General features: G+C 65.8%; 15 protein-coding genes and 1 tRNA gene. 2 read left to right on the top strand and 14 right to left on the bottom strand.

The features are described from left to right. Positions 1-157: 157 nt before the first annotated feature. A tRNA-Thr gene (locus F3H26_RS00780) sits at positions 158-233 on the top strand. Positions 234-319: 86 nt separating this feature from the next. Here the strand turns inward: F3H26_RS00780 and F3H26_RS00775 are convergent. Genes F3H26_RS00775 through F3H26_RS00765 form a run of 3 tightly spaced genes read right to left on the bottom strand, consistent with a single transcriptional unit; the run spans position 320 to position 5,152 of the window. Further along, on the bottom strand, positions 320-1,447 hold the full coding sequence (locus F3H26_RS00775) for an ABC transporter permease (protein WP_149774158.1): 1,128 nt from the start codon (positions 1,445-1,447) through the stop codon (positions 320-322). A 1-nt stretch (position 1,448) separates the two neighbouring features. Beyond that, positions 1,449-4,172, bottom strand: a complete 2,724-nt coding sequence (gene rbbA / locus F3H26_RS00770; RefSeq protein WP_149774157.1) for a ribosome-associated ATPase/putative transporter RbbA — start codon at positions 4,170-4,172, stop codon at positions 1,449-1,451. Further along, on the bottom strand, positions 4,169-5,152 hold the full coding sequence (locus tag F3H26_RS00765) for an HlyD family secretion protein (RefSeq protein WP_149774156.1): 984 nt from the start codon (positions 5,150-5,152) through the stop codon (positions 4,169-4,171). Before F3H26_RS00765 ends, rbbA begins: the two co-directional genes overlap by 4 nt. 200 nt (positions 5,153-5,352) lie before the next feature. On the opposite strand from F3H26_RS00765, the gene F3H26_RS00760 reads away from it, so the two are divergent. After that, positions 5,353-7,179, top strand: coding sequence for a PHA/PHB synthase family protein (locus tag F3H26_RS00760; RefSeq protein WP_149774155.1), 1,827 nt, complete (start codon positions 5,353-5,355; stop codon positions 7,177-7,179). Between the two features lie 34 nt (positions 7,180-7,213). On the opposite strand, the gene F3H26_RS00755 is transcribed toward F3H26_RS00760, so the two are convergent. From F3H26_RS00755 to F3H26_RS00705, 11 genes are all read right to left on the bottom strand, one after another. Beyond that, on the bottom strand, positions 7,214-9,859 hold the full coding sequence (locus F3H26_RS00755) for a nitrate reductase (RefSeq protein ID WP_149774321.1): 2,646 nt from the start codon (positions 9,857-9,859) through the stop codon (positions 7,214-7,216). Beyond that, positions 9,859-10,191, bottom strand: coding sequence for a nitrite reductase small subunit NirD (gene nirD / locus F3H26_RS00750; RefSeq protein WP_149774154.1), 333 nt, complete (start codon positions 10,189-10,191; stop codon positions 9,859-9,861). Before nirD ends, F3H26_RS00755 begins: the two co-directional genes overlap by 1 nt. Beyond that, positions 10,188-12,623, bottom strand: coding sequence for a nitrite reductase large subunit NirB (gene nirB, locus F3H26_RS00745; protein ID WP_149774153.1), 2,436 nt, complete (start codon positions 12,621-12,623; stop codon positions 10,188-10,190). Before nirB ends, nirD begins: the two co-directional genes overlap by 4 nt. A gap of 4 nt (positions 12,624-12,627) precedes the next feature. Then, the gene (locus tag F3H26_RS00740; protein WP_149774152.1) at positions 12,628-14,307 is read right to left on the bottom strand and encodes an ABC transporter ATP-binding protein; all 1,680 of its coding nucleotides are present in this window, start codon (positions 14,305-14,307) and stop codon (positions 12,628-12,630) included. Between the two features lie 5 nt (positions 14,308-14,312). Further along, positions 14,313-15,395, bottom strand: coding sequence for an ABC transporter permease (locus F3H26_RS00735; RefSeq protein ID WP_149774151.1), 1,083 nt, complete (start codon positions 15,393-15,395; stop codon positions 14,313-14,315). 72 nt (positions 15,396-15,467) lie between these two features. Then, a complete protein-coding gene (locus F3H26_RS00730; RefSeq protein ID WP_149774150.1) occupies positions 15,468-16,835 on the bottom strand; it encodes a CmpA/NrtA family ABC transporter substrate-binding protein in 1,368 nt (455 codons plus the stop codon). Positions 16,836-17,128: 293 nt separating this feature from the next. Next, entirely contained in the window at positions 17,129-18,298 is a 1,170-nt protein-coding gene (locus F3H26_RS00725; RefSeq protein WP_149774149.1) for a CmpA/NrtA family ABC transporter substrate-binding protein, read from the bottom strand. After that, the gene (locus tag F3H26_RS00720; protein WP_149774148.1) at positions 18,295-18,879 is read right to left on the bottom strand and encodes an ANTAR domain-containing response regulator; all 585 of its coding nucleotides are present in this window, start codon (positions 18,877-18,879) and stop codon (positions 18,295-18,297) included. Before F3H26_RS00720 ends, F3H26_RS00725 begins: the two co-directional genes overlap by 4 nt. Before the next feature lie 143 nt (positions 18,880-19,022). After that, entirely contained in the window at positions 19,023-20,006 is a 984-nt protein-coding gene (locus F3H26_RS00715) for a hypothetical protein (protein ID WP_149774147.1), read from the bottom strand. A 130-nt stretch (positions 20,007-20,136) separates the two neighbouring features. Beyond that, positions 20,137-21,675, bottom strand: a complete 1,539-nt coding sequence (locus F3H26_RS00710) for a tripartite tricarboxylate transporter permease (protein WP_149774146.1) — start codon at positions 21,673-21,675, stop codon at positions 20,137-20,139. Between the two features lie 9 nt (positions 21,676-21,684). Beyond that, positions 21,685-22,116: a tripartite tricarboxylate transporter TctB family protein gene (locus tag F3H26_RS00705; protein ID WP_149774145.1), complete on the bottom strand. Its 432-nt coding sequence runs from the start codon at positions 22,114-22,116 to the stop codon at positions 21,685-21,687. Positions 22,117-22,186 lie beyond the last annotated feature (70 nt).

Here is a 22,186-nt window from a genome sequence, read left to right as displayed (position 1 = left end):
TCACGGGTCAGGCCGCCAATCGCTCTTGCAAGGCGGCAAGCCTTGGTTTAAGGGACGCCCCGAGGTCGCCTCCACCGACGCGTCCGGCCACGATTGCCCCGGTCGGACAAGGTGCAGGGACCCGCAGGGCCATCACGGCCCATGACGCAAGAAGGATGCCGCTGTAGCTCAGCTGGTAGAGCACGTCATTCGTAATGATGGGGTCGGGGGTTCGAGTCCCTTCAGCGGCACCATCCTTCTTTGGACCCAGAGACATTCGGCAGATCGCGCGGCGGGACACATCGGTTTCGGCCATTCCGCAGGACGGTTCGGGACCATGTCACCGGGCCGAGGCCATCGACTGTCGGAACCGGCGCAGGGCCAGCGCGAAGAAAGCCGCCCCCAGACCTGCCATGATCGCCATCTGCGGCCAGACAATCGCAGGACCGGCCCCGCGATAGAGGATGGCCTGGGCAAAGGCAACGAAATGGGTCGAGGGGGACATCTGCATCGCCATGCGCAGCCAGTCCGGCATGCTTTCCATCGGGGTCGTACTGCCCGACAGCAGGTTCATCACGATCAGCACCGGCAGCGCCAGCAGGCCGAACTGGGGCATCGACGACGTGAAGGTCGCCAGCAGGATGCCCAACCCGGTCACCGAGGCCAGGTAGATGACGGCGCCCAGCACGAACAGCGGAACCGAGCCCGCAACCGGCACGTTCAGGGCCGTCTGAACCACCAGCCACAGCGACAGGATGGCGGCCACGATGATGGCCAGACCGTTGGCGCAGATCTTGGCTGTCATGATCTCGGACGGGGTGACGGGCATGACCAGCAGATGTTCGATGGTTCCATGCTCGCGCTCGCGGATCAGCGCGGCGCCGGTCAGCAGGACCGACAGGATCGAGATGTTGTTGATGATCTGCATGACCGACGAGAACCAGACGGCGTTCAGGTTCGGGTTGAACCGGATGCGCACGACCATATCCATGGGCGCCTGCACGTCGCTGCCCGTCTCCGTCAGGAACCTGACGGTTTCCTCGCGGATGATCTGCTGCAGAAAGGCCGCCCCGTTGCCGGCCTGCGCCATGGCGGTTGCGTCCACGTTCAGTTGCACGGCAGGGGTGCGGCCGCGCAGGACGTCGGCTTCGAAAGATGGCGGAAAGGACAGGACGAAAACAAAGCGGCCCGAATCCATCGCAGCGTCCACCGCGTCGGCGCGGATCTCTTCGGGGGGTTTGAAGTTGGGGGGCAGGATCGCCCCGACGATCTGCCGGCTCAGCGCCGACCGGTCCTGATCGACATAGGCGACCGATGCGTTCGTCACCTCGAGCCGGACGCCGGTTGCCACCAGATAGACCGCGACGCTGAACACATAGAAGATCAGGACGAACATCACCGGATCGGCCCGCAGGCTTCTCAACTCTTTCCGGCTCAGCAGCAGAACGTTTCGGACCCAGGCGCGCATCTCAGGCCTCCTGCTTGTTCAGCAACAGAATCGACGCGGTGACGAACAGGACGAAGAACCCGGCCAGAACCAGGTGGTTGGGCCACAGATCGGCAAAACCCAACCCCTTGGCGAAGGTGCCGACGCTGATCTGCTCGTACCAGGCCGACGGGAACAGCCGCCCGGCCAGCTGCCCACCCGTGGACAGCGAAGACACGGGCACAAGCAGGCCCGAGAAGTTGATGGCCGGGATGATCGAGACGATGGCCGCGGCGAAGGTTGCGGCGATCTGGGTCCGGGTGAAGGTGGAAATCAGCACTCCGAAGCCCGTCGTCGCCAGAACATACAGCAGGCTGCCGACGACAAGGGCCGACACCGACCCTTTGATGCTGCCCCCGAACACAGCGTAGGACACCGCGACCAGGCTGAAGAAGCTGATCATCGCAACCGCCGCATAGGGCAGTTGCTTGCCCAACAGGAACTCGGTCCGGGACGCGGGCGTCGAGCGGAAATTCGCGATCGAGCCGGTTTCCTTTTCGCGCACCACCCCGATGGCCGACATCATCGACGGGATCAGCACCAGCATCAGCATGATCACAGACGGGATCATCGCAAATACGCTCTTGAACGCCTGATTGTAGCGGAACCGCGTCTCGACCGAGACCGGAGCGGCCGACATCGCAGGGATCCGGCCTTGCGCGGCAAGCCCGGCCAGATACGAGGCCCCGGCGCCCTGCAGGTAACCGCGCACGGTTTCCGCCCGAAACGGCATGGCGCCGTCGATGTCCACGCGGATTTCGGGGGTTTCGCCACTCAGCAGCGACCGCCCGAAATCGGGCGGGATATCAAGGCCTAGAACGATCCGGGCGCTTTGCAGCCGGGTGGCCAGTTCGGCCGGTGTTGCAACGGGGGGCTGCTCGACGAAAAATCGCGACCCCGAGAACGCCTCGGTCAGGGTGCGGCTTTCCGCACTCTGATCCTGGTCCAGAACCGCAAAGGGCAGGTCCTCGACATCGAACGAGATGCCATAGCCGAAGGTCAGCAACAGGATCACCGGCCCCAGCAGCGCAAAGGTCAGCCGCAGAGGATCGCGCAGAATCTCGATGGCTTCGCGTCGCGCGAAAGCCCACAGGCGCATCGGATCGAACGACCGGTCCGACGCGGCGCCGTTGCGGTGGGGCATTTCGGACGGCTGCACAGGGCTTGCCGTATCGGGGCCGGCGGCCTCTTGCAGATAGCCCACGAAGGCGTCTTCCAGCGTCGCCGCGCCGCGCTGCCGGACCAGCTCGGACGGGGCGCCGACCGCCAGAACCCGGCCCGCATGCATCAACGAGATCCGGTCGCACCGTTCCGCTTCGTTCATGAAATGGGTGGACACGAAAATCGTCACGCCCTCGTCGCGGGACAAGCGGATCAGGTACTGCCAGAACCCGTCGCGGGCCACCGGATCGACGCCCGATGTCGGTTCGTCCAGAATAAGCACCTCGGGCGCGTGCAGAACCGCGACGGCCAGCTGCAGCCGCTGACGGATGCCCAGCGGCAGGCCGTCGGGCAGCTTGTCGGCATGCGGCTGCAGGTCGAAATCCTGCAGCATCTGCGCGACCCTTTCGTCCCGGCGATCCGGCGGCAGATGGTACAGCCGCGCATGCAGGTCCAGGTTCTGGCGAACGCTCAGTTCGGAATACAGCGAAAAGGATTGCGACATGTACCCCACCCGCCGTCGGGTGGCCATGTCGTCGGGGTCCAGCGGCTCGCCGAACAGCAGGGCCTGGCCCTCGCTGGCGGTCTGCAACCCGGTCAGCATCTTCATCGTGGTGGTCTTGCCGCATCCGTTCGAGCCGAGAAACCCGAAGATCTCGCCCGGCCGGATCTGGAAATCGACGTGATCCACGGCGGTGAAATCGCCGAACCGCCGGGTCAGGCCGCGGGCCTCGATGGCGGGCGGTCCGTCCCGGTCCGGGCGCGGTGGCACCTCGACCGACCGGTGATTTCGGCGTTCGGCTTCCGGCAGCAGGTCGATGAACGCCTGTTCCAGCGTCGGCTGGCCCGTCCGTGCGCGGATCTCGTCCGGGGACCCGGTGGCGATGATGCGGCCGGCGTTCATCGCGGCCAGCCAGTCGAACCGCTCGGCCTCTTCCATGTAGGCGGTGGAGACCAGCACGCTCATGCCGGGGCGGGTTTCGCGGATCGTCGCGATCAGGTCCCAGAACTGCCGGCGTGACAGGGGATCGACGCCGGTGGTCGGCTCGTCCAGGATCACCAGATCCGGGTCGTGGATCAGCGCCGAACACAGCGACAGTTTCTGCTTCATGCCGCCCGACAGCTTGCCGGCCGGCCGATCGGGAAAAGGCGCCAGCCCCGTGGCCTGCAACAGGGTCATGATGCGGGCGTGACGTTCCGCCCGCGACTGGCCGAACAGCTGGCCGAAAAAGTCCAGATTTTCATAGACCGACAGGGTGGGATACAGGTTGCGCCCCAGCCCTTGCGGCATATAGGCGATCCGGCGGCTGCAGACCCGGCGATGCGCCGGGGCCGTTATGTCTCCGCCCAGAACGGTGATGCCGCCGTCCTGCAGCTTGCGCACCCCCGAAACCAACGCCAGCAACGTGGACTTGCCGACGCCGTCAGGGCCGATCAGGCCGGCCATGCAGCCGGACGGAATGTCCAGCGAAAGGTCGCTCAGGGCCGCAGTCGCACCGTATCGGTGCGAAACTCCGGTCAGGCTGGCGACGGCATCCCGTGTCATTGCGGAAGCTTCACCTGCAGCCACTCGGGCCAGTCCACGGTCTCGTCCAGCCGCACATAGCCCATGCCCAGAACCCCGGCCTTGGCCCGGTCGCGATACCGATTGGCAAGCTGTTCGGGAATGGACAGCTTGACCCGGAACATCAGCTGATCGCGCTCTTCGGCGGTTTCGACCGATTTCGGGGTGAACTGGGCCTTGCTGGCAACGAAGGTCACGGTGGCGGGGATCACATAGTCGGGGACAGGGTCCAGGATGATCCGGGCCTCGGATTGCAGAGCCAGCAGACCCGCCTCGCGCGCGGGCAGGTAGATGTTCATGTACAGATCGGTCAGGTCGGTCAGGGTCACCACCCGGCCGCCGGCGGCCACGACCTCGCCGGCATGAGCCAGAATGTACTGCACACGCCCGTCGATGGGCGCAGTCAGATCGGCGTCCGAACGTATGCTTTGCAGCCGCGCGACGGTGGCCTGGGCCGATTTGATCGCCGCATCAGCCAGATCGATACCGGCCTCGGCCGCCACGACGCCGGCCTCGGCCGTGGCCAGTACGGTCCGAGCCTGGTCCACCTGTTCCTGCGAAACATGCCCCTTGTCGGCCAGCTTGCGGGTCCGGTCATATTCGGATTTGGCAAAGTCCAGTTCGGCCCGGCGCTGCCGCAGCAAGGCCTGGGCCTGCAACTTCTGCTGTTCGGCCTGAACCACGGCCGCTTCGGCCTCGAGCAGCTGGGCATCGACCTCGGATGCATCCATCCGCGCAAGGATCTGGCCGGCCTGCACCCATTGCCCTTCGGTCACCAGCACCTCGGCCACCCGCCCGGGATATTTCGACGCCACGTCGATCCGTTCCGCCTCGAGCCGGCCATTGGACCCGGCGATGCCCTGCGGAAGCGTCGGCGACAGAGCGTATTGCCAGTATAGATAGGCCCCGCCCATGACGGCGATCAGTGCAATGGCCAGCGCGCCCAGTTTCTTCATACGCATGGTCAATCTCCTGACTGGGGTCCGACGAACCCCGCCGATTTCGGTCGATCCGCACCGAACACGCGACGTGCAGGCAAAGCCCGACCCGCCCGACGCTGTCATATCCAGGTCCCGGTTCCGGGGAATTGATCCCGATCAACAACAAACCCATCTTCGGGTATAAGTATTGATGCTGCAGGTGCAAAGAGGAGCGTGCCGCCATGACCGCCAAAGAGGCAAAAAACGCCGACCCGCGGACCGGTCCGATCAAATCCATGGCAGCCCGCCCCGGCAATGACACCAGCGCCCCGGGGTCACCGGCCTGCGCCGCCGAAGATCAGACAAGCGCGGCGGTCCCGGTTCTGGACCGGGCGGTCAAGGCGCAGATGGCCAAGGTCACCGGGGGGCTGTCACCGGCGGCGCTGGCCGGGGCCTATCTGGACTGGGCGACCCATCTGGCGGTCTCGCCCGGAAAACAGGTGCAGTTGTGGGAGAAGGCGATCCGCAAGGGTCTGCGCCTGTCGGGTTTTGCCGCCAAGGCGGCCGTACCCGGTCAAACCTGCGAACCGTGCATCGAGCCGCTGCCGCAGGACCGCAGATTCGCGGACGCGTCCTGGCAGACATGGCCGTACAACCTGATCCACCAGTCCTTTCTGCTGAACCAGCAATGGTGGCACAATGCGACCACGGGCGTGCGCGGGGTCACCAAACCGCATGAAAACGTCGTGGAATTCGCCACCCGGCAGATGCTGGACGTATTTTCGCCCTCGAACTTTCTGCTGACCAACCCGCAGGTGCTGGCCCGAACCCGCGAAGAGGCCGGGGCCAATCTGGTTCGGGGCTTTCAGGCCTGGCTGGACGATCTGAGACGGCAGCAGGGCGGCATGCCCCCCGCCGGGGCCGAGGAGTTCCGCCCCGGGCACGAACTGGCCGCAACCCCGGGCAAGGTGGTCTATCGCAACCACCTGATCGAGCTGATCCAGTACACGCCCACAACCGACAAGGTCCGGCCCGAGCCGGTGCTGTTCATTCCGGCCTGGATCATGAAATACTACATACTCGACCTGTCGCCGCACAACTCGATGGTCAAGTTCCTGATCGCGCAGGGATATACCGTGTTCATGGTGTCCTGGCGCAACCCGGGCGCCGAAGATCGCGACCTGGGGATGGACGACTATCGCAAAATGGGCGTTCTGGATGCGATCGACGCGGTCCGGTCCATCACCCCCGACCGAAAGATCCACGGCGTCGGCTACTGTCTGGGCGGAACCCTGCTGTCGATCGCCGCCGCGGCGCTGGAACGCGATGGGCAGCACCCGTTTGCTTCGCTGACGTTTTTCGCCTCGCAGATCGACTTTACCGAACCCGGGGAATTGCAGCTGTTCATCAACGAAAGTCAGGTCACCTTCCTCGAGGACATGATGTGGGACCAGGGTTATCTGGACACGACGCAGATGTCGGGGGCGTTCCAGATGATCCGTTCGGTCGACCTGATCTGGTCGCGGATGGTGCATCGCTATCTGATGGGCGACCCGCCGGTGATGTTCGACCTGATGGCCTGGAACGCCGACGGTACCCGGATGCCCTTTCGGATGCATTCCGAATACCTGCGCAAGCTGTATCTGAACAACGACCTGACCGAGGGCCGGTTCGTGGTGGATGGCCGGCCGATCTCGGTGTCCGACATTCGCGTGCCGGTCTTTTCGGTGGGAACGGTCAAGGACCACGTCGCGCCCTGGCGGTCGGTCTACAAGATGCACCTGTACCTGGACACCGAGCTGACATTCGTGCTGACCACCGGGGGCCACAACACCGGGATCGTGTCCGAGCCGGGACATGCCGGGCGTAGCTATCAGATTGCCACGGCCAAGCACGACGACCGCTATGTCGACCCTGAAACCTGGCAGGCCTCGGCCCCCAGAAAAGACGGGTCGTGGTGGCTGGACTGGGTCGCCTGGCTGGACGCCCGGTCGGGGGCGCCGGTGCCGCCACCGCCGATGGGGCCGGCTCTGGCCGATGCGCCCGGAATCTATGTGCTGCAGAAATAGGCCCGCAGCCGGCTGACGCCCTGCGCCCGCGCGCTCAGGCCGGGGCGTTTTGGGCCCGCGTGCCATTCGGTGCATGCAGGCGCAAGAGCTCGGCCAGTTCGGGGCGGCAGGACCCGCAATTGGTTCCCGCCTGCACCGCGGCGCCAAGTTCGTCCAAGGTCCGGGCCGCACCTGACCGGATCGCCTGCGCGACCGTCTTTCGCCCGACCCCGAAACAGGCACAGACGACGGGCCCCGCATCGGCAAGGCCATGCGCCGCCCGGCCGCTGAGAACCGCGCCCGCCTCGCCTCCCAGCAGCGACGCCACATGATCGCGCATCAGCGCGACGGGCGATTTGGCCACGAACAGAACGGCGCTGAGCCGCGCGCCCTCGGTAAAGACCAGCCGGTGCGCGCCGCGCGCGGCATCCGAGACGGTCACCACCGGGGCCTCCGGCAGGTCGAACCAGGTTCGCGCGGTCGCCTCCCAATCGAGGATCGGATTGCAGCCGGCCAGTTCGGTTCGGTACCCCCCCGTCGTTCGGGCACGGGCCCAATACTCGACATCGGGCGCAATCGCGGTTCCCGAGACCGCAAAGCCGTACCATGCGGCCTGCATCCGCCGAACTGCGACCGGGGCCGCCTTGCTTTCGGGTTGGCCCGAGACCGGATCGGTGGGGCCGGGAACCAGCGCGTCCACCCGCGATGCGGGCGCCGTCTCGGCGGTCCAGTGCATCGGCGCGAAAACCTGGCCCGGGCGGACCGTGTCCGTGATCCGCACCCGGAACAGACCGCGCCCGACGGGGCTGGTGACCTGGGCCAGATCGGCCACCTGCACGCCGAGGCGCAGCGCGTCGTCGGGATGCAGGTCCAGAAAGGGTTCCGCCAGATGGCCCGACAGGCGCGGCGACAGGCCCGACCGGGTCATCGTGTGCCATTGATCGCGAATGCGCCCGGTGTTCAGCACGAACGGATAGTCCCGCGTCGGGCGTGCGGCCGGCCCGCGATGCGTCACGGGTACGAACCGGGCCTTGCCGTCCGCGTGGAAGAACCGCCCATCGCCGAACAAGCGGCCGTCCGCCCCAGGCCCGTTGACCGGCCACCGGGTCGGGGTCAGCGAGGCATAGTCGTCATCGGACAAGTTGGACAGGCCGGATATGTCGAAATCCTTGCCCAATGCGGCGGCAAGCGCGGACAGGCGCGCATGTTCGCGGAAGATCTGCGCCTCGGACCGATAGCGAAACGCGGGGCCGAATCCCATTCTGCGGCCGACCTCGGACAGGATCTGCCAATCGGGTCTGGCCTGACCGGGGGGCGGCAGAACCGCGCGCTGGCGGCTGATGGTCCGGTCCGAGTTGGTGACAATGCCGTCCTTTTCCGCCCAGCCGGTGGCAGGCAGCAGAACATGCGCCAGGCGGGCGGTGTCGGTCTGCCGGGTGATGTCGCTGACCACGACAAAGGGGCATCGGGCGATGGCGCGGCGCACGCGGTCGGCATCGGGCATGGTCGCAGCCGGATTGGTGTGGATGATCCACAGCGCCTTGATCCGGCCCGTCTCGACCGCGCGGAACATGTCGACGGCCTTCAGGCCCGCGCGCTCGGGCATTTTCGGCGCTTGCCAGAACTGTTGCACAGCGGTCCGGTGATCGGGGTCTTCGATGTCCAGATGGCAGGCCAGCGCGTTGGCCAGCCCGCCCACTTCGCGCCCGCCCATCGCATTGGGCTGGCCGGTCACGGAAAACGGCCCCATGCCCGGATGCCCGATCCGACCGGTGGCCAGATGGCAGTTGAGGATGGCGTTCACCTTGTCGGTGCCGCAAGAGGACTGGTTCACCCCCTGGCTAAACACCGTTACGACCCGCCGGGTCTTGATCCACAGATCGCAGAAGGCATCGATTTCCGCCTCGGTCAGGCCCGTGGGTATTGGGTCATCCCGCCGTGCGGCGTGCAGAGCGTCGGAAAAGCCCTCGGTCCGGGTCAGGAAATCGGGCTGCACATGACCGCCCTGATGGATCCGCGCAAGAAGGCGGTTGAACAGCGCCACGTCGCTGCCCGGGTTCAGCGCCAGATGCAAATCGGCCTGATCGCAGCTAGCGGTGCGCCGTGGATCGATCACCACGATCCGGGTGCCGCGCGCCTGCCGTGCCGCCAGGACGCGCTGGTACAGAACCGGGTGGCACCACGCCAGGTTCGACCCGACCAGCACCACCAGATCGGCCTGATCCAGGTCCTCGTAGGTGCCGGGCACGGTGTCGGTGCCAAAGGCCCGCTTGTGCCCGGCCACGGTCGAGGCCATGCACAGCCGCGAATTGGTGTCGATATTGGCCGATCCGATGAAGCCCTTCATCAGCTTGTTGGCCACGTAGTAATCCTCGGTCAGCAACTGCCCCGAGACATAGAAGGCCACGCTGTCGGGACCATGCGCGGCAATCGTTTCGCGGAACCGGTCGGCCACCAGTTGCAGCGCCTCGTCCCAGCCCACGTCCCGGGCAAAGGCGCGCGGGGTCAGCAGGCGGTGCTCCAACCCGACCGTTTCGCCCAGCGCGGTACCCTTGGAACACAACCGTCCGAAATTCGCCGGGTGGTCCGGGTCGCCCCGCACGGTCAGACCGCCGGCCCTGTCCGGGCGCAGCAGCACGCCGCAGCCCACGCCGCAATAGGCGCAGGTGGATCGGACCTCCGGCAGGTTCGAGCCGTCCATCACGCGGCGCTCCGCTCGGTGACGGCGCGAGCGTCCAGCAGGATGCGCCCGGCCTCCAGCCGAACCGGATAAGTGGTGATCCGGCCTTCATCCGCGCCTTGGGCCTCGCCCGTATTCAGGTCGAACACCCAGTTGTGCAGCGGGCAGGTCACCGACTGGCCATGCACGATGCCTTCGGACAGCGGGCCGCCCTTGTGGGGGCAGGCGTTGCTGGCCGCGAACAGTTCCGCCTCGGCCGTGCGGAAGATGGCGATGCAGCCAAGACGGGTTTTCACCAGACGTGCGCCCCGCAGCGGCACGTCGTCGATACGTCCGATGTCGATCCAGCTCATTCCGCGGCCTCCAGGGTGAAATCCGCAATCGGCGCATAGCTCGGCGCCTTGTCGCGCACATGCTCGGCCCAGGGGTCCTTGCGATAGATGCTCTGCGACAGTTCGAACCGCGCGACCAATGCCCGCCGGTTTTCGAGGTCGTCGACCACATTGGCCCTGACCCAGTCCATGCCGACCTTGGCCAGCCATTTGTACAACCGGTCCAGATACTTGCCGCCCTCGCGATAGGCTTGGGTGACGGCCATCACAACCTCGATCGCCTCGTCCTCGGTCGGGACCTGGCAGAGCAGCTCGGTTTCCTTTACGTCCATCCCGGCCGCCCCGGCGATACCGATCTGATAGCCCGAGTCCACGCAGACCACGCCGATATCCTTGCAGGTCGCCTCGGCACAGTTGCGCGGGCAACCCGAGACCGCGAGCTTGAGCTTGTGCGGTGTCCACGAGCCCCACAGGATCTGTTCCAGCTTGATGCCAAGGCCGGCGCTGTCCTGGGTTCCGAAGCGGCAGTGATCGGTGCCGACGCAGGTTTTGACCGTGCGCAGACCCTTGGAATAGGCGTGCCCCGAGACCAGGCCGGCCTTGTTCAGATCGGCCCAGATGGCGGGCAGGTCCTCGCCCTTGACGCCCAGCAGGTCGATTCGCTGACCGCCGGTGACCTTGACGGTGGGCACGTCATATTTCTCGGCCGCGTCGGCGATGGCGCGCAGCTCGGCCGGGTTGGTGATGCCGCCCCACATGCGGGGCACGACGCTGAAGGTGCCGTCCTTCTGGATGTTGGCGTGTTTGCGTTCGTTGACGAACCGGCTTTGCGGGTCGTCCTGGTATTCCAGCGGCCAGTCGGCCAGCAGGTAATAGTTGATCGCCGGCCGGCAGACATGGCAGCCATTGGGCGTTTTCCAGCCCAGCTCCTGCCAGACGGCGGCCTGGCTTTTCAGCTCTTGCGCCTTGATCAGGCGGCGCACGTCCTCGTGGGTCAGGTCGGTGCACCCGCAGATCGGTTGCGCCGCCGGCATCTGGAACTCATCACCAAGCGTGACCTGCAGGACCTGTTCGACCAGACCCGTGCAAGTTCCGCAGGATGCGCTGGCCTTGGTGCTGGCGCGCACGGCGGTCAGATCGGTGGCCCCGGCGGCGATCGCCTCGACGATGGTGCTCTTGCATACGCCGTTGCAGCCGCAGATCTCCGCCTCAGGCGGCAATGCTGCAACGGCTGAGAGAGGGTCCGCGGTGTCGCCCCCCTGATAGGCCGGGCCAAAGATCAGCGTGTCGCGCATCTCGTCGATGTCGGTGCCGTCCTTGATCAGGCCGAAAAACCAGCTGCCATCGGCGGTGTCGCCATACATGACCGCGCCGATCAGGCGGTCGTCTTCGATCACCAGCCGCTTGTAGACCCCGCGCGCCGGGTCGCGGAACACGATGTCCTCGCGTCCCTCGCCCTTGGCGAAGTCTCCGGCGCTGAACAGGTCGCAGCCGGTGACCTTCAGCTTGGTGGCCAGTTCCTTGACCACGAAGGCATCGGGCTGGCCCAGCAGAGTATTGGCCACGACCTTGGCCTGATCGTAGAGCGGCGCCACCAGGCCGAACAGGTGGCCGTCGAATTCGGCGCATTCGCCCACGGCCAGCACATCCGGGTCCGAGCTCTGCATCTGCGCGTTCACCTCGATCCCACGGGCCACGTCCAGCCCGGCATCGGTGGCCAGCCGGGTTTCGGGGCGGATGCCGACGGCCATCACCACCAGATCGGCGGGCAGCGTCTCGCCGCTTTCCAGCAGCACCGCCTCGGCGCGACCCTCGCCCAGAATGGCCTTGGTCGAGGCCTGGGTCCGCACGGTGATGCCGCGGCGTTCCAGATCCTTGCGCAGCAGGTATCCGGCGGCCTCGTCCAGCTGCCGTTCCATCAGGTGGCCCATCAGGTGCACGACGGTAACGGTCATGCCGCGCTCGGCCAGCCCCGCCGCGGCCTCGAGCCCCAGAAGCCCGCCGCCGATCACCACCGCGTTGCCACCCTTGGCGGCCGCGTCGATCATCGCGTTGGTGTCGTCCAGATCGCGATAGGTGATGACGCCGGGCAGGTCCTTGCCCGGAACCGGAATGATGAACGGCGCCGAGCCGGTTGCGATCAGCAGCTTGTCATAGGGCACATGGCCGTTTTCGCCCTCGACCACCTTCATCTCGCGGTCGATCTTCACCACATGCTCGCCAAAGCGGCAGGCGATGCCCCGCTGCGCGTACCAGTCGCCGTCATGGGTGACGATGTCCTCATAGGTCTTCTCGCCCGACAGAACCGGGCTGAGCATGATGCGGTTGTAGTTTCCGCGCGGTTCAGCGTTGAACAGGGTGATGTCGAACGCATCCGGCGCGGTCTCGGTCAGATGTTCAAGCACGCGGCCCGACGCCATCCCGGCACCGATCACGACAAGTTTCTGTTTCATGGGGTCACTCCGCTGCAATGGCCTTGGGGGCGGGCGATTTCGGCTTGGCGCCGTGTTCGTATTCTTCGAGGAAATCCAGCACTTCCTGCCGGTAGGCGTAATAGTCGGGATGTTCGAGCAACGCCTTGCGGGTGCGCGGGCGGGGCAGATCAACGCGGGTGATCTTGCCGATCGTGGCCTGCGGGCCGTTGGTCATCATCACCACCCGGTCGGCCAGCAGGATCGCCTCGTCCACGTCATGGGTGACGCAGATCGCGGTGACCTTGGTGCGCGACCAGACCTCCATCAGAACTTCCTGCAGCTCCCAGCGGGTCAGGCTGTCGAGCATCCCGAAAGGTTCATCGAGCAGCAGCAACTTTGGCGACAAGGCAAAGGCGCGGGCGATGCCGACGCGCTGTCGCATGCCGTTCGACAGGTCGCTGGCCTGCTTGTCCATCGCATCCGCCAGACCGACGCGTTCCAGGTAGTATTCCACCACGTCCTGCCGCTCGGACTGGCTGGCGTTCGGATAGACCTTGTCGACCCCGATCGCCACGTTCTCTTTCGCGGACAGCCACGGGAACAGGTTGGGAGACTGGAACACCACCGCGCGTTCAGGGTCGGCGCCTTCGACGTGGCGGCCATCCAGCTTGATCGCGCCCTTTGAAATCTCGTTCAGCCCCGCCGCCATGGTCAGCACCGTGGATTTGCCGCAACCCGAATGGCCGATCAGCGAGATGAACTCGCCCTTGTCGATCTTCAGGTCGAAGTCCTCGACCACGGTCAGCGGCCCCTTGGGCGTGGGGTAGACCTTGTGCAGCTGCGAGAAATCCAGGAACCGGCTGTCGATCATGCCCTTCTGCGCCTCGGTCACGGCGGCGGGCACGCCGTGGATCGGCGTGACCTCGGGCAGGATGCGGGTGCCTTCGACCTTGGCTTCGATCCCCACATCCATCAGGTATTTGGTGACCTCGGCGCGCAGGCGCTTGAAGGTTTCATCGGTGTTCATCGCCGCCCGGTCGCGCGGGCGCGGGATCGAGACGCGGAACTCCTGCCCCAGCGTGCCGTCGGGGTTCAGGGCGATGATCCGGTCGGCCAGAATGATCGCCTCGTCCACGTCATTGGTGATCAGCACGCAGGTCTTGCGGTCGGCTTCCCAGATGCGCTCGATCTCGTCGGCCAGGTTGGCGCGGGTCAGCGCATCCAGCGCCGACAGCGGCTCGTCCAGCAACAGAACCTCGGGGTTCATGGCCAGCGCCCGGGCCACGTTGACCCGCTGGCGCATCCCGCCCGACAATTCGGCCGGACGGCGCGACGCCGCGTGACTGAGGCCGACCATCTTGACGTAGTGGGCCACTTTCGCGGCCTTCTCGGCTTTGGGCAGGCCCGGAAAGACCGTATCGACCGCCAGCCCGACATTGCCGCTGACCGTCAGCCACGGCATCAGCGAGTAATTCTGAAAGATCACGCCGCGTTCCGGCCCCGGTCCGTTGATCGGCGCGCCCTTGAAGGTGACCTGCCCGCGGCTGGGCATGTCCAGCCCGGCCATCAGGTTGATCAGCGTGGTCTTGCCGGTGCCGGAAAAGCCCAGGATCACCAGGAACTCGCCCTCCTGCACCTGCAGGTCGATGCCGTTCAATACGTCGGTGCGCCCGGTGTCTTCGCCGAAGGATTTCGAGACGTTTTCGAAGCTGAGGATGCTCATCACGCTCACCGGTTGTTGGTAAAGGTAAACAGGGACTGCAGTGCGTACATCACCCGGTCCAGCAGGAAACCGATGATGCCGATGGTAAAGACCGCCACCATGATCCGGGCCAGCGAGCTGGACGAGCCGTTCTGGAACTCGTCCCAGACGAATTTGCCCAGGCCAGGGTTCTGCGCCAGCATCTCGGCCGCGATCAGGACCATCCAGCCCACGCCCAGCGACAGGCGCAGCCCGGTGAAGATCAGCGGCAGTGCCGAGGGCAGCACCAGCTTGGTAATCTTGGTCCAGGTGTTCATCTTCAGAACCTTGGACACGTTCACCAGGTCCTTGTCGATCGAGGCCACGCCCAACGAGGTGTTGATCAGCGTGGGCCACAGCGAACACAACGTCACCGTGATGGCCGAGATCAGGAAGGATTTCGCGAACCATCCGTCATTGGTGACATAGACGGCCGAGACGATCATCGTCACGATCGGCAGCCAGGCCAGCGGCGAGACCGGCTTGAACACCTGGATCAACGGGTTCAGCGCCGCATTTGCGGTGGGCGACAGCCCCGCCGCGATGCCCAGCGGCACCGCCACGACCGTGGCGATCAGGAACCCGAAGAACACGGTTTTGATCGAGGTCCAGATCTGCTGGTAGTAGGACGGCGCGCCGGTATAGGCGACCTGCTTGACCTCGTCCGCGCGTCCGGCCTCGATCAGCTTCTGGTTCCGCTTTTCGACCATCGCCTCGAACTTGGCGCGTTTGGCGGCCTTGGCCTGCGCGTCCTGATTCAGGTTGACCATTTCCTCCCAGACCTGCGCCGGGCCGGGTACCGCCCCAAGCGAGGTCTGCACCTTGGGCGCCAGCGTGGCCCACAGCAGCAGGAAGGCGCAGATCGACAGGATCGGCACGATCAGCAGCCGCCAGATCTTGGCCATCTGGGCGCGGGGATTGTCGCCGGCGGCGGCCTTCAAAACCGGCGTGGCCCAGCTGAGGCCCAGCACCAGGAACCATTTGTCGGCGGCGTTGATGCGGGTGAAAAGACGGGCGCGGCGCGCGTCCCGTGCGGCGTCTGCGTTGAATTCCGGATCGACCGTTGTCATCTGATGCGTCCTTGCGATGGCGGGGCGTTTCAGGGGCCCTGCCCGACCGCGGCCGGGCAGGACGGTTCGGGGTCAGCCTTGGACTTCGGTCCCGACGACCTTCTGGTCGCCTTTCAGGCCGATCGGCAGGCTTTCGAGATAGGCGTTCGGCGCACGACCATCGAAGGGAATGCCGTCGATGATGTCCTCGGCCGGGGTGGGTGCCTTGTAGCCGTCGCTGTCCCAGGGGAAATCAGCCTCGTCCGCCAGGCCTTCCTCGACCAGAAGGCGCGCGGCCTGCAGATAGATCTCGGGCTTGTAGACCGACTTGGCGACCTCGTCATACCAGCTGTCCGGCTTGGCCTCGGGGATCTGCCCCCAGCGGCGCATCTGGGTCAGGTACCAGACCGCGTCGGAATAGAACGGATAGGTCGCGTTGTAGCGGAAGAACACGTTGAAATCGGGCACCTCGCGCTTGTCGCCCTTTTCGTATTCGAACGTGCCGGTCATCGAGTTGGCGATCACCTCGTAATCGGCCCCCACATATTCCGGGCGGCTGAGGATCTCGACCGCCTCGGGACGGTTGGCATTGTCGTTCTCGTCCAGCCACATCGCCGCACGGATCAGCGCCTTGGTCACGGCCAAGGTGGTGTTCGGGTATTCCTCGGCGAATTCGGCGGTGATGCCGAATACCTTTTCAGGGTTGTTCTTCCACAGCTCGTAGTCAGTGATGACCGGAACGCCGATGCCCTTGAACACCGCCTGCTGGTTCCACGGCTCGCCTACGCAATAGCCATGGATCGTGCCGGCCTCGAGCGTCGCGGGCATCTGCGGCGGCGGGGTGACCGACAGGAACACGTCCGCGCCGATCTGGCCGGTCACGTTTTCGGGGCTGTAATAGCCCGGGTTCAGGCCCCCGGCGGCCAGCCAGTAGCGCAGTTCGTAATTGTGGGTCGAAACCGGGAACACCATGCCCATGTTGAAGGGCTTGCCCTCGGCCTTGTACTTCTCGACCACCGGAGCCAGTGCCTCGGCGCTGATCGGGTGCTGCGGGCGGCCGTCGTCCATCACCGGAATGTTTGGTTTCATCTCGGCCCAGACTTCGTTGGATACCGTGATGCCGTTGCCGTTCAGGTCCATCGAGAACGGCGTGATGATATGCGCCTCGGTTCCATAGCCGATGGTCGCTGCCAGCGGTTGACCGGCCAGCATATGCGCGCCGTCCAGCTGGCCGCCGATTACGCCGTCCAGCAGAACCTTCCAGTTGGCCTGCGCCTCGAGCGTCACGAACAGTCCCTCGTCCAGGAAATACCCCTGCTCATAGGCCACGGCCAGCGGCGCCATGTCGGTCAGCTTGATGAAGCCGAAGGTCAGTTCGTCCTTTTCCAGCTCCAACATTTCGGCCAGCGCCGGCGCGGTCAGCGACGTGGTCATGGCCAGGCTCAGCATCAGTTTCTTCATTTCGGTCCCTTTCGTCCTGCGCCGATGCGCGGGTGACAGCCCGGCGCGAGTTCCGGGCAAACAAAAAAGCCGCCGACACGAACCGCCGGGAGGAGATGGCGGTCGGTCGAGCGGCTTTGCTCGTGCTGGGTGCCCGGTCTGTCGGGCAAATTCCTTCGGAGGACTCCGTTGCCTTCCGATGGCCTCAGTAAGCCACGCCATCCCGGCCCGGTCACCATGAATCGACAGGGAACACGGGCTTTTTCTGCATTGCGGCATCGCCTCATGCTGCGGTGCAAAAATTTTGTGCAGCCCTAGCTGTCCGGCTCAAAAATGCGTCGGTCGAAAAACTGGTTTCTGGGCAGAATCAGGCGGCCCCGCGCCGAGGCGACGGCGGTCGGGCCGTCCAGCGCGCCCTCGACCTTCTCGGACGCGCCAGGCAGTTCGGCGCCCGTGCCCTGCAACGCCTTGCGGTACAGATCGCTGCGGAACACGCCGGCGGCCCGGCTCTGCGCCAGCTGCGGATCCAGACCGTACCGCGCCGCCATCCGGTGCGCGATCCACTTGGCCTGGCTGCGCCAAGGAAAGGTGGCAGCGCCGTCGAAGAACTCGACAAATCCGGGAACGTGCCGCTGTTCGCCCCGCGTCGAAACGGCGAATGTGCCCAACAGGGCGCGGTCGATCACCTCGGGCGGCAGGTTCAGACAGGTCCGGCGCGACAGCATCTCGGATGCGGCCGTCCGGCTGTCGGGGCGGGCCAGCCAGCGCCCGGCGCGCCACACCGCGCGTAGCAGCCTGTTCAGCAGATCCGGTTCCGCCTCGACCCAGCCGTCCCTGACCGCCAGAACCTTTTCCGGTGCGGCCGACCAGATGGCGGTGCCCGGCAACAGCAAGGCCCCCGCATGGTCGTCGACCGCAACCGACCCCCAGGGCTCGCCCACGCAAAAGGCGTCGATGTCCCCGGCGGCCAGCGCCTGCGCCATCAGCGGCGGCGGAACCGTGCGGATCTCGACCCGCCTGGCCGCCAGGTCGGTACCCGCGACCCAGTACCACAGCAGTTCCACATGCATCGAAAACGGGAAGGGAACCCCGAAGACCAGAACGTCATCGGCCACGCGGGCCAAGGCCGCGCCGGCCGCCCGCGCATCACGGAAATCAAATCCGTACCCCAAGCTGTCCAGCCGGTCCGCCAGCCGGGTGCCGACGCCGATCACCGTGCCGTTGGCGGACAGAACCGAAATGGCGGACAGGGGTGTCGCGATGCCGCCCAGCCCCAGTGCCATGGCCACCGGAACCGGCGCCAGCAGATGCGCCGCCTGGACGTGCCCAAAGACCAGCATGTCGCGCAGCGACGACCACGAGGGCGCCGCCAGCAGATCCAGCGCGATGCCCTCGGCCAGATCGAACCCCATCTCTCGCGCCACGATCAGGGGCGCCGCATCCACCAGAGGCATGTAGGCCGCCGTGAGAGGGACCGCATTCATGACAGCAACTCGGAGGCGGTGACCAGGGCCTCGGCCACGTCGGCCACCCTGCGGTTCCGGTTCATGGCGGTTTTGCGCAGCAGCGCATAAGCCTCGTCCTCCTGCAGGCCCTTCGACTTCATCAGAAGGCCCTTGGCCCGGTCGATGACCTTGCGCTCTTCCAGAGCGCGGCGGGTTTCGGCCAGTTCGGCGCGCATCTGGCGCAGAATCTGAAACCGCGCGATGGCGATGTCGATGACGGGCTTGATCCGCTCGGCCTTCAGCCCGTCGACGACATAGGCGGAAACGCCGGCCTCGACCGCCGACCTGGCCAGCCCGCCGGCCGCGCCGGATACGAACATCGCCACCGGCCTCTCGAGCGGACCCGAGGCCATGGTCAGTTCTTCCAGCATGTCGCGCGACGGGTTGTCGATGTCGATCAGCACGATATCGGGATCGTGCCGGGCAATCTGTTTCGCAAGGCCTGAAACCGAACCGATCACACGCACGTCCACGTCTCCGGTTTCGGTCAGCGCATCGACGATCGCGATGGCGCGATCCCGGTTCTGCTCGACGATGACGACTGTCAGTTTCCCGCTCATGCTGTACCGATCGTCCATATCCGGGACTGGCCGCAACGCGACCGAGCGGATCGGCCGCGCGCGACCGGGGTATCGCCTTTTTTTTGAGCACCCGAAGCCTTTCTGCGCAAGAATTGCGCGCCCTTCCGGCCGAAACCCGGCAATCACCCGGTCGGCGACCACAATGCCTTCATCTGACGCGCCCGGTCGGCGGCCTGCCCCCGCACGCGGTTGCCAAAGGCCGGGGGGAAACCCGGGCCGCGGGCCGAGCCGAACGCCGCGCTGGCCGGATCGCCGATCAGCCCGGCATATCGGACCCAGGTGCAGAAGGCGAAGACACCGCGCAGGCTCAGGGTGGGGCGGGTGTTTGAGCGGCGCGCGGGCACCGGTGTGCGGGCATTTCGGAAATGGCGGCGCTCGATCTCGGGCCATTCGGGCGGGGGCGCGAATGCGGGGGCGGCTTCGTCATCCGAGTATTTGAACTCGGGGTACTTCTGCCCGTATTCCGAACATCCATGCGAGATCTTGCTGGACACGCCCGTCACCCCGCTGGCCGCCTGCAGGGTGCGAAAGGCCTGCAGACAGGCGTGGGCCTCGTCCGGGCCCTCGCAATAGACATAGGCCTTGTAGGGGGCGTCGATGCCCTCGCGAAGCTCGATCATGCATTTGCGGGCATTGTCGCCGGGCAGGTCGAGTTTCAACAGCAGGCCGAGCGTCTGGAACATGGCGTTCAGGTCATGCGGCAGGATCTGCACCTTGTAGCAGTCATGGCACAGGGCGGGAATCACACCGGTATCCTTGAAGAACGCCAGCCAGGCGCCGCATTGCGCAACCGCTCCGCCGATCGTCAGAACCCGGCCCGAAAAGACCTGCCCGATCGGAACCGCGTGGTGCAGACCGTGCGCCGACAGAATCCGCATCCACTCGGCGTAGCGTTCCGCCAGGCGGTCGGGCGCCAGAAGGTCCTCGTGCCAGTCGGGGCCCCGAAGGGCCGCAAGCTGGGCCTGTGCGGCCGAATATGGCCCGACAGGCGCCACGCCCGAAGGTGCGAATTCCAGCGCGGTGACCAGTTGACGGATGGCCTGGCGGTCAGTCGGGCGGACCGTCAGCCACTGTTCCAATTCGCGAATCTGCGCTGCCTGTGGCACGGGCCTCTCCTGCTGGCTGCGTCTGCGGACCCGTCCTGCATAGCCTGCACGGGAAAATCGTCAACAGCGCAACCCGACCCATTGGGGCCGCCGCCCGCCCGGATGGGCGGACGGCGGGATGGCGCGGCGGTCAGTCGCTGATCGCGCCTTCTTCGTCGCGGCGCTGGTGCATCCGGGCCTTGACCCGCGCGCCCACGATCAGCGGCAGGACAAAGCCGATCACGGCGATGGTCCACAACCCGATGGACAGCGGGCTGTCGATCAGGGTCCACCAGTTGCCGTTGTCGATGGTCACGGCACGGCGCAGGTTGTTTTCCATCGCGTTGCCCAGCAGGGTGCCCAGGATGATCGGCACCAGCGGCACGTCCAGTTTGCGCAGAACCCAGCCCATCACTCCGAAGCCGATCATCACCAGCAGATCGAAGGTCGACCCCGAAATGCCGTAGATGCCGACAAAGCTGACCATGGCCACGATCGGCATCAGGATGCGCGAAGGGATCATCAGCACACGGGTGAACAGGCCCACCATCGGGATGTTCATGGCCAGCAGCATGAAGTTGGCGATGAACAGCGCGGCCACCAGCCCCCAGACCACATCCGGGTTCTGGGTGAACAGCAGCGGCCCCGGCGTGATGTTCAACGCCAGCAGCACCGCCAGCAGCACCGCCGTGGTGCCCGACCCCGGCACGCCCAGCGCCAGCATCGGCACCAATGCACCCCCGGCGGCGGCGTTGTTGCCGGCCTCGGGCGCGGCCACACCGCGCGGATCACCGGTGCCGAAGGTGTTCTCCTTGTCCACCAGCCGCTTTTCCATCGTGTAGGAAATGAACGACCCCAACGAGGCGCCCGCGCCCGGCAGAACCCCCGCGATGAAGCCCAGAAACGAGGTGCGCAACATCGTGGGCGTGCAGCTTTTGATCATCGACATCGGCGGATACAGCTTGCCGATGTTCAGCTTGCGGCCCTCGGCATCGGACCCGCCGTGGCGATGTTCCAGAAAGATGAACACCTCGGACAGGGCGAACAGGCCGACGATGGCCACCAGGAAATCCAGCCCGTCATACAGGTGCACTTCGCCGAAGGTAAAGCGCGGCACGCCGGTCTGGGTGTCCACCCCGATGGTCGCCAACCCAAGGCCCAGCGCGGCGGCAAAGGCCGATTTCGCCTGGTTGGTCGAAGACACGCCGCCCAGCGTCATGAAGGCCAGCGCGAACAGGGCGAAATATTCGGCCGGGCCGAACAGCAGGGCGATCTTGACCAGCTGCGGCGCCAGCACGATCAGGCCCCAGGTCGCAAGGAACGCGCCCACGAACGAGGCGATCCCCGACAGCGACAGCGCCTCGCCCGCAAGGCCCTTCCTGGCCATGGGGTGCCCATCTAGACAGGTCATCATCGCGGGTTCGTCACCAGGGATGTTCAGCAGGATCGACGAGATCCGCCCCCCGTACATCGCCCCGTAATAGACACTGGTCAGCAGGATCAGCGAGGGCGTCGCGCCCAGCCCCAGCGTGAAGGCCAGCGGGATCAGGATGGCCACGCCATTCGACGGGCCCAGCCCCGGCAGCGCGCCCATGACCGTTCCCAGAAAACAGCCCAGCAGGGCCAGCATCAGGTTCTGCCAGGTCAGCGCGATGGCGAACCCATCGCCCAAGGATGCAAGAGTTTCCATGATGCCCCCCTAGAACCCCAGCGGCCCTTTGGCCAGCGACAGGCCCAGAACCAGGTGAAAGATGACGTAGATGCCCAGCGAAGTGCCAATTCCCACAAGGATGCACTCGATCGGGCCTGAACCCAGCCGCCAGGCCAGATAGGTGGCGGCAAAGGCCGTGGCGATGACGAACCCCGCCACCGGCAGCAGTTCGGCATAGAGGATCAGCACGACCACGGCGGCGCCGACCTCGACCAGCCGGCCCAGCGCGGGCCATTCGGGTTCGGCGTCCGGGCGCAGCGCGATGATGGCGCTGGACAGGCCCAGGATGGCGGCGATGATCAAGGGAAAGGCCTTGGGCCCAACGGCATCGGACAGAAAGCTTTCTTCGATCGCCAGCGCGGATATCGCGAATCCGACGGCGAGAAGCAGTCCGACGACCCCGAAGATGCGGTCACTCATCGGTGTCTCCTGTTGTTCGGGTAAAAGGATGGCGGGCGCCACACGGTTGCGGCACCCGCCTGCACGTGAG

Origin of the sequence: Ruegeria intermedia, assembly GCF_900129345.1 — a bacterium.
GTDB lineage: Bacteria > Pseudomonadota > Alphaproteobacteria > Rhodobacterales > Rhodobacteraceae > Ruegeria > Ruegeria intermedia.
The sequence above is the reverse complement of the archived record's forward strand: the minus strand, read 5'-3'. Positions and strand labels throughout refer to the sequence as shown.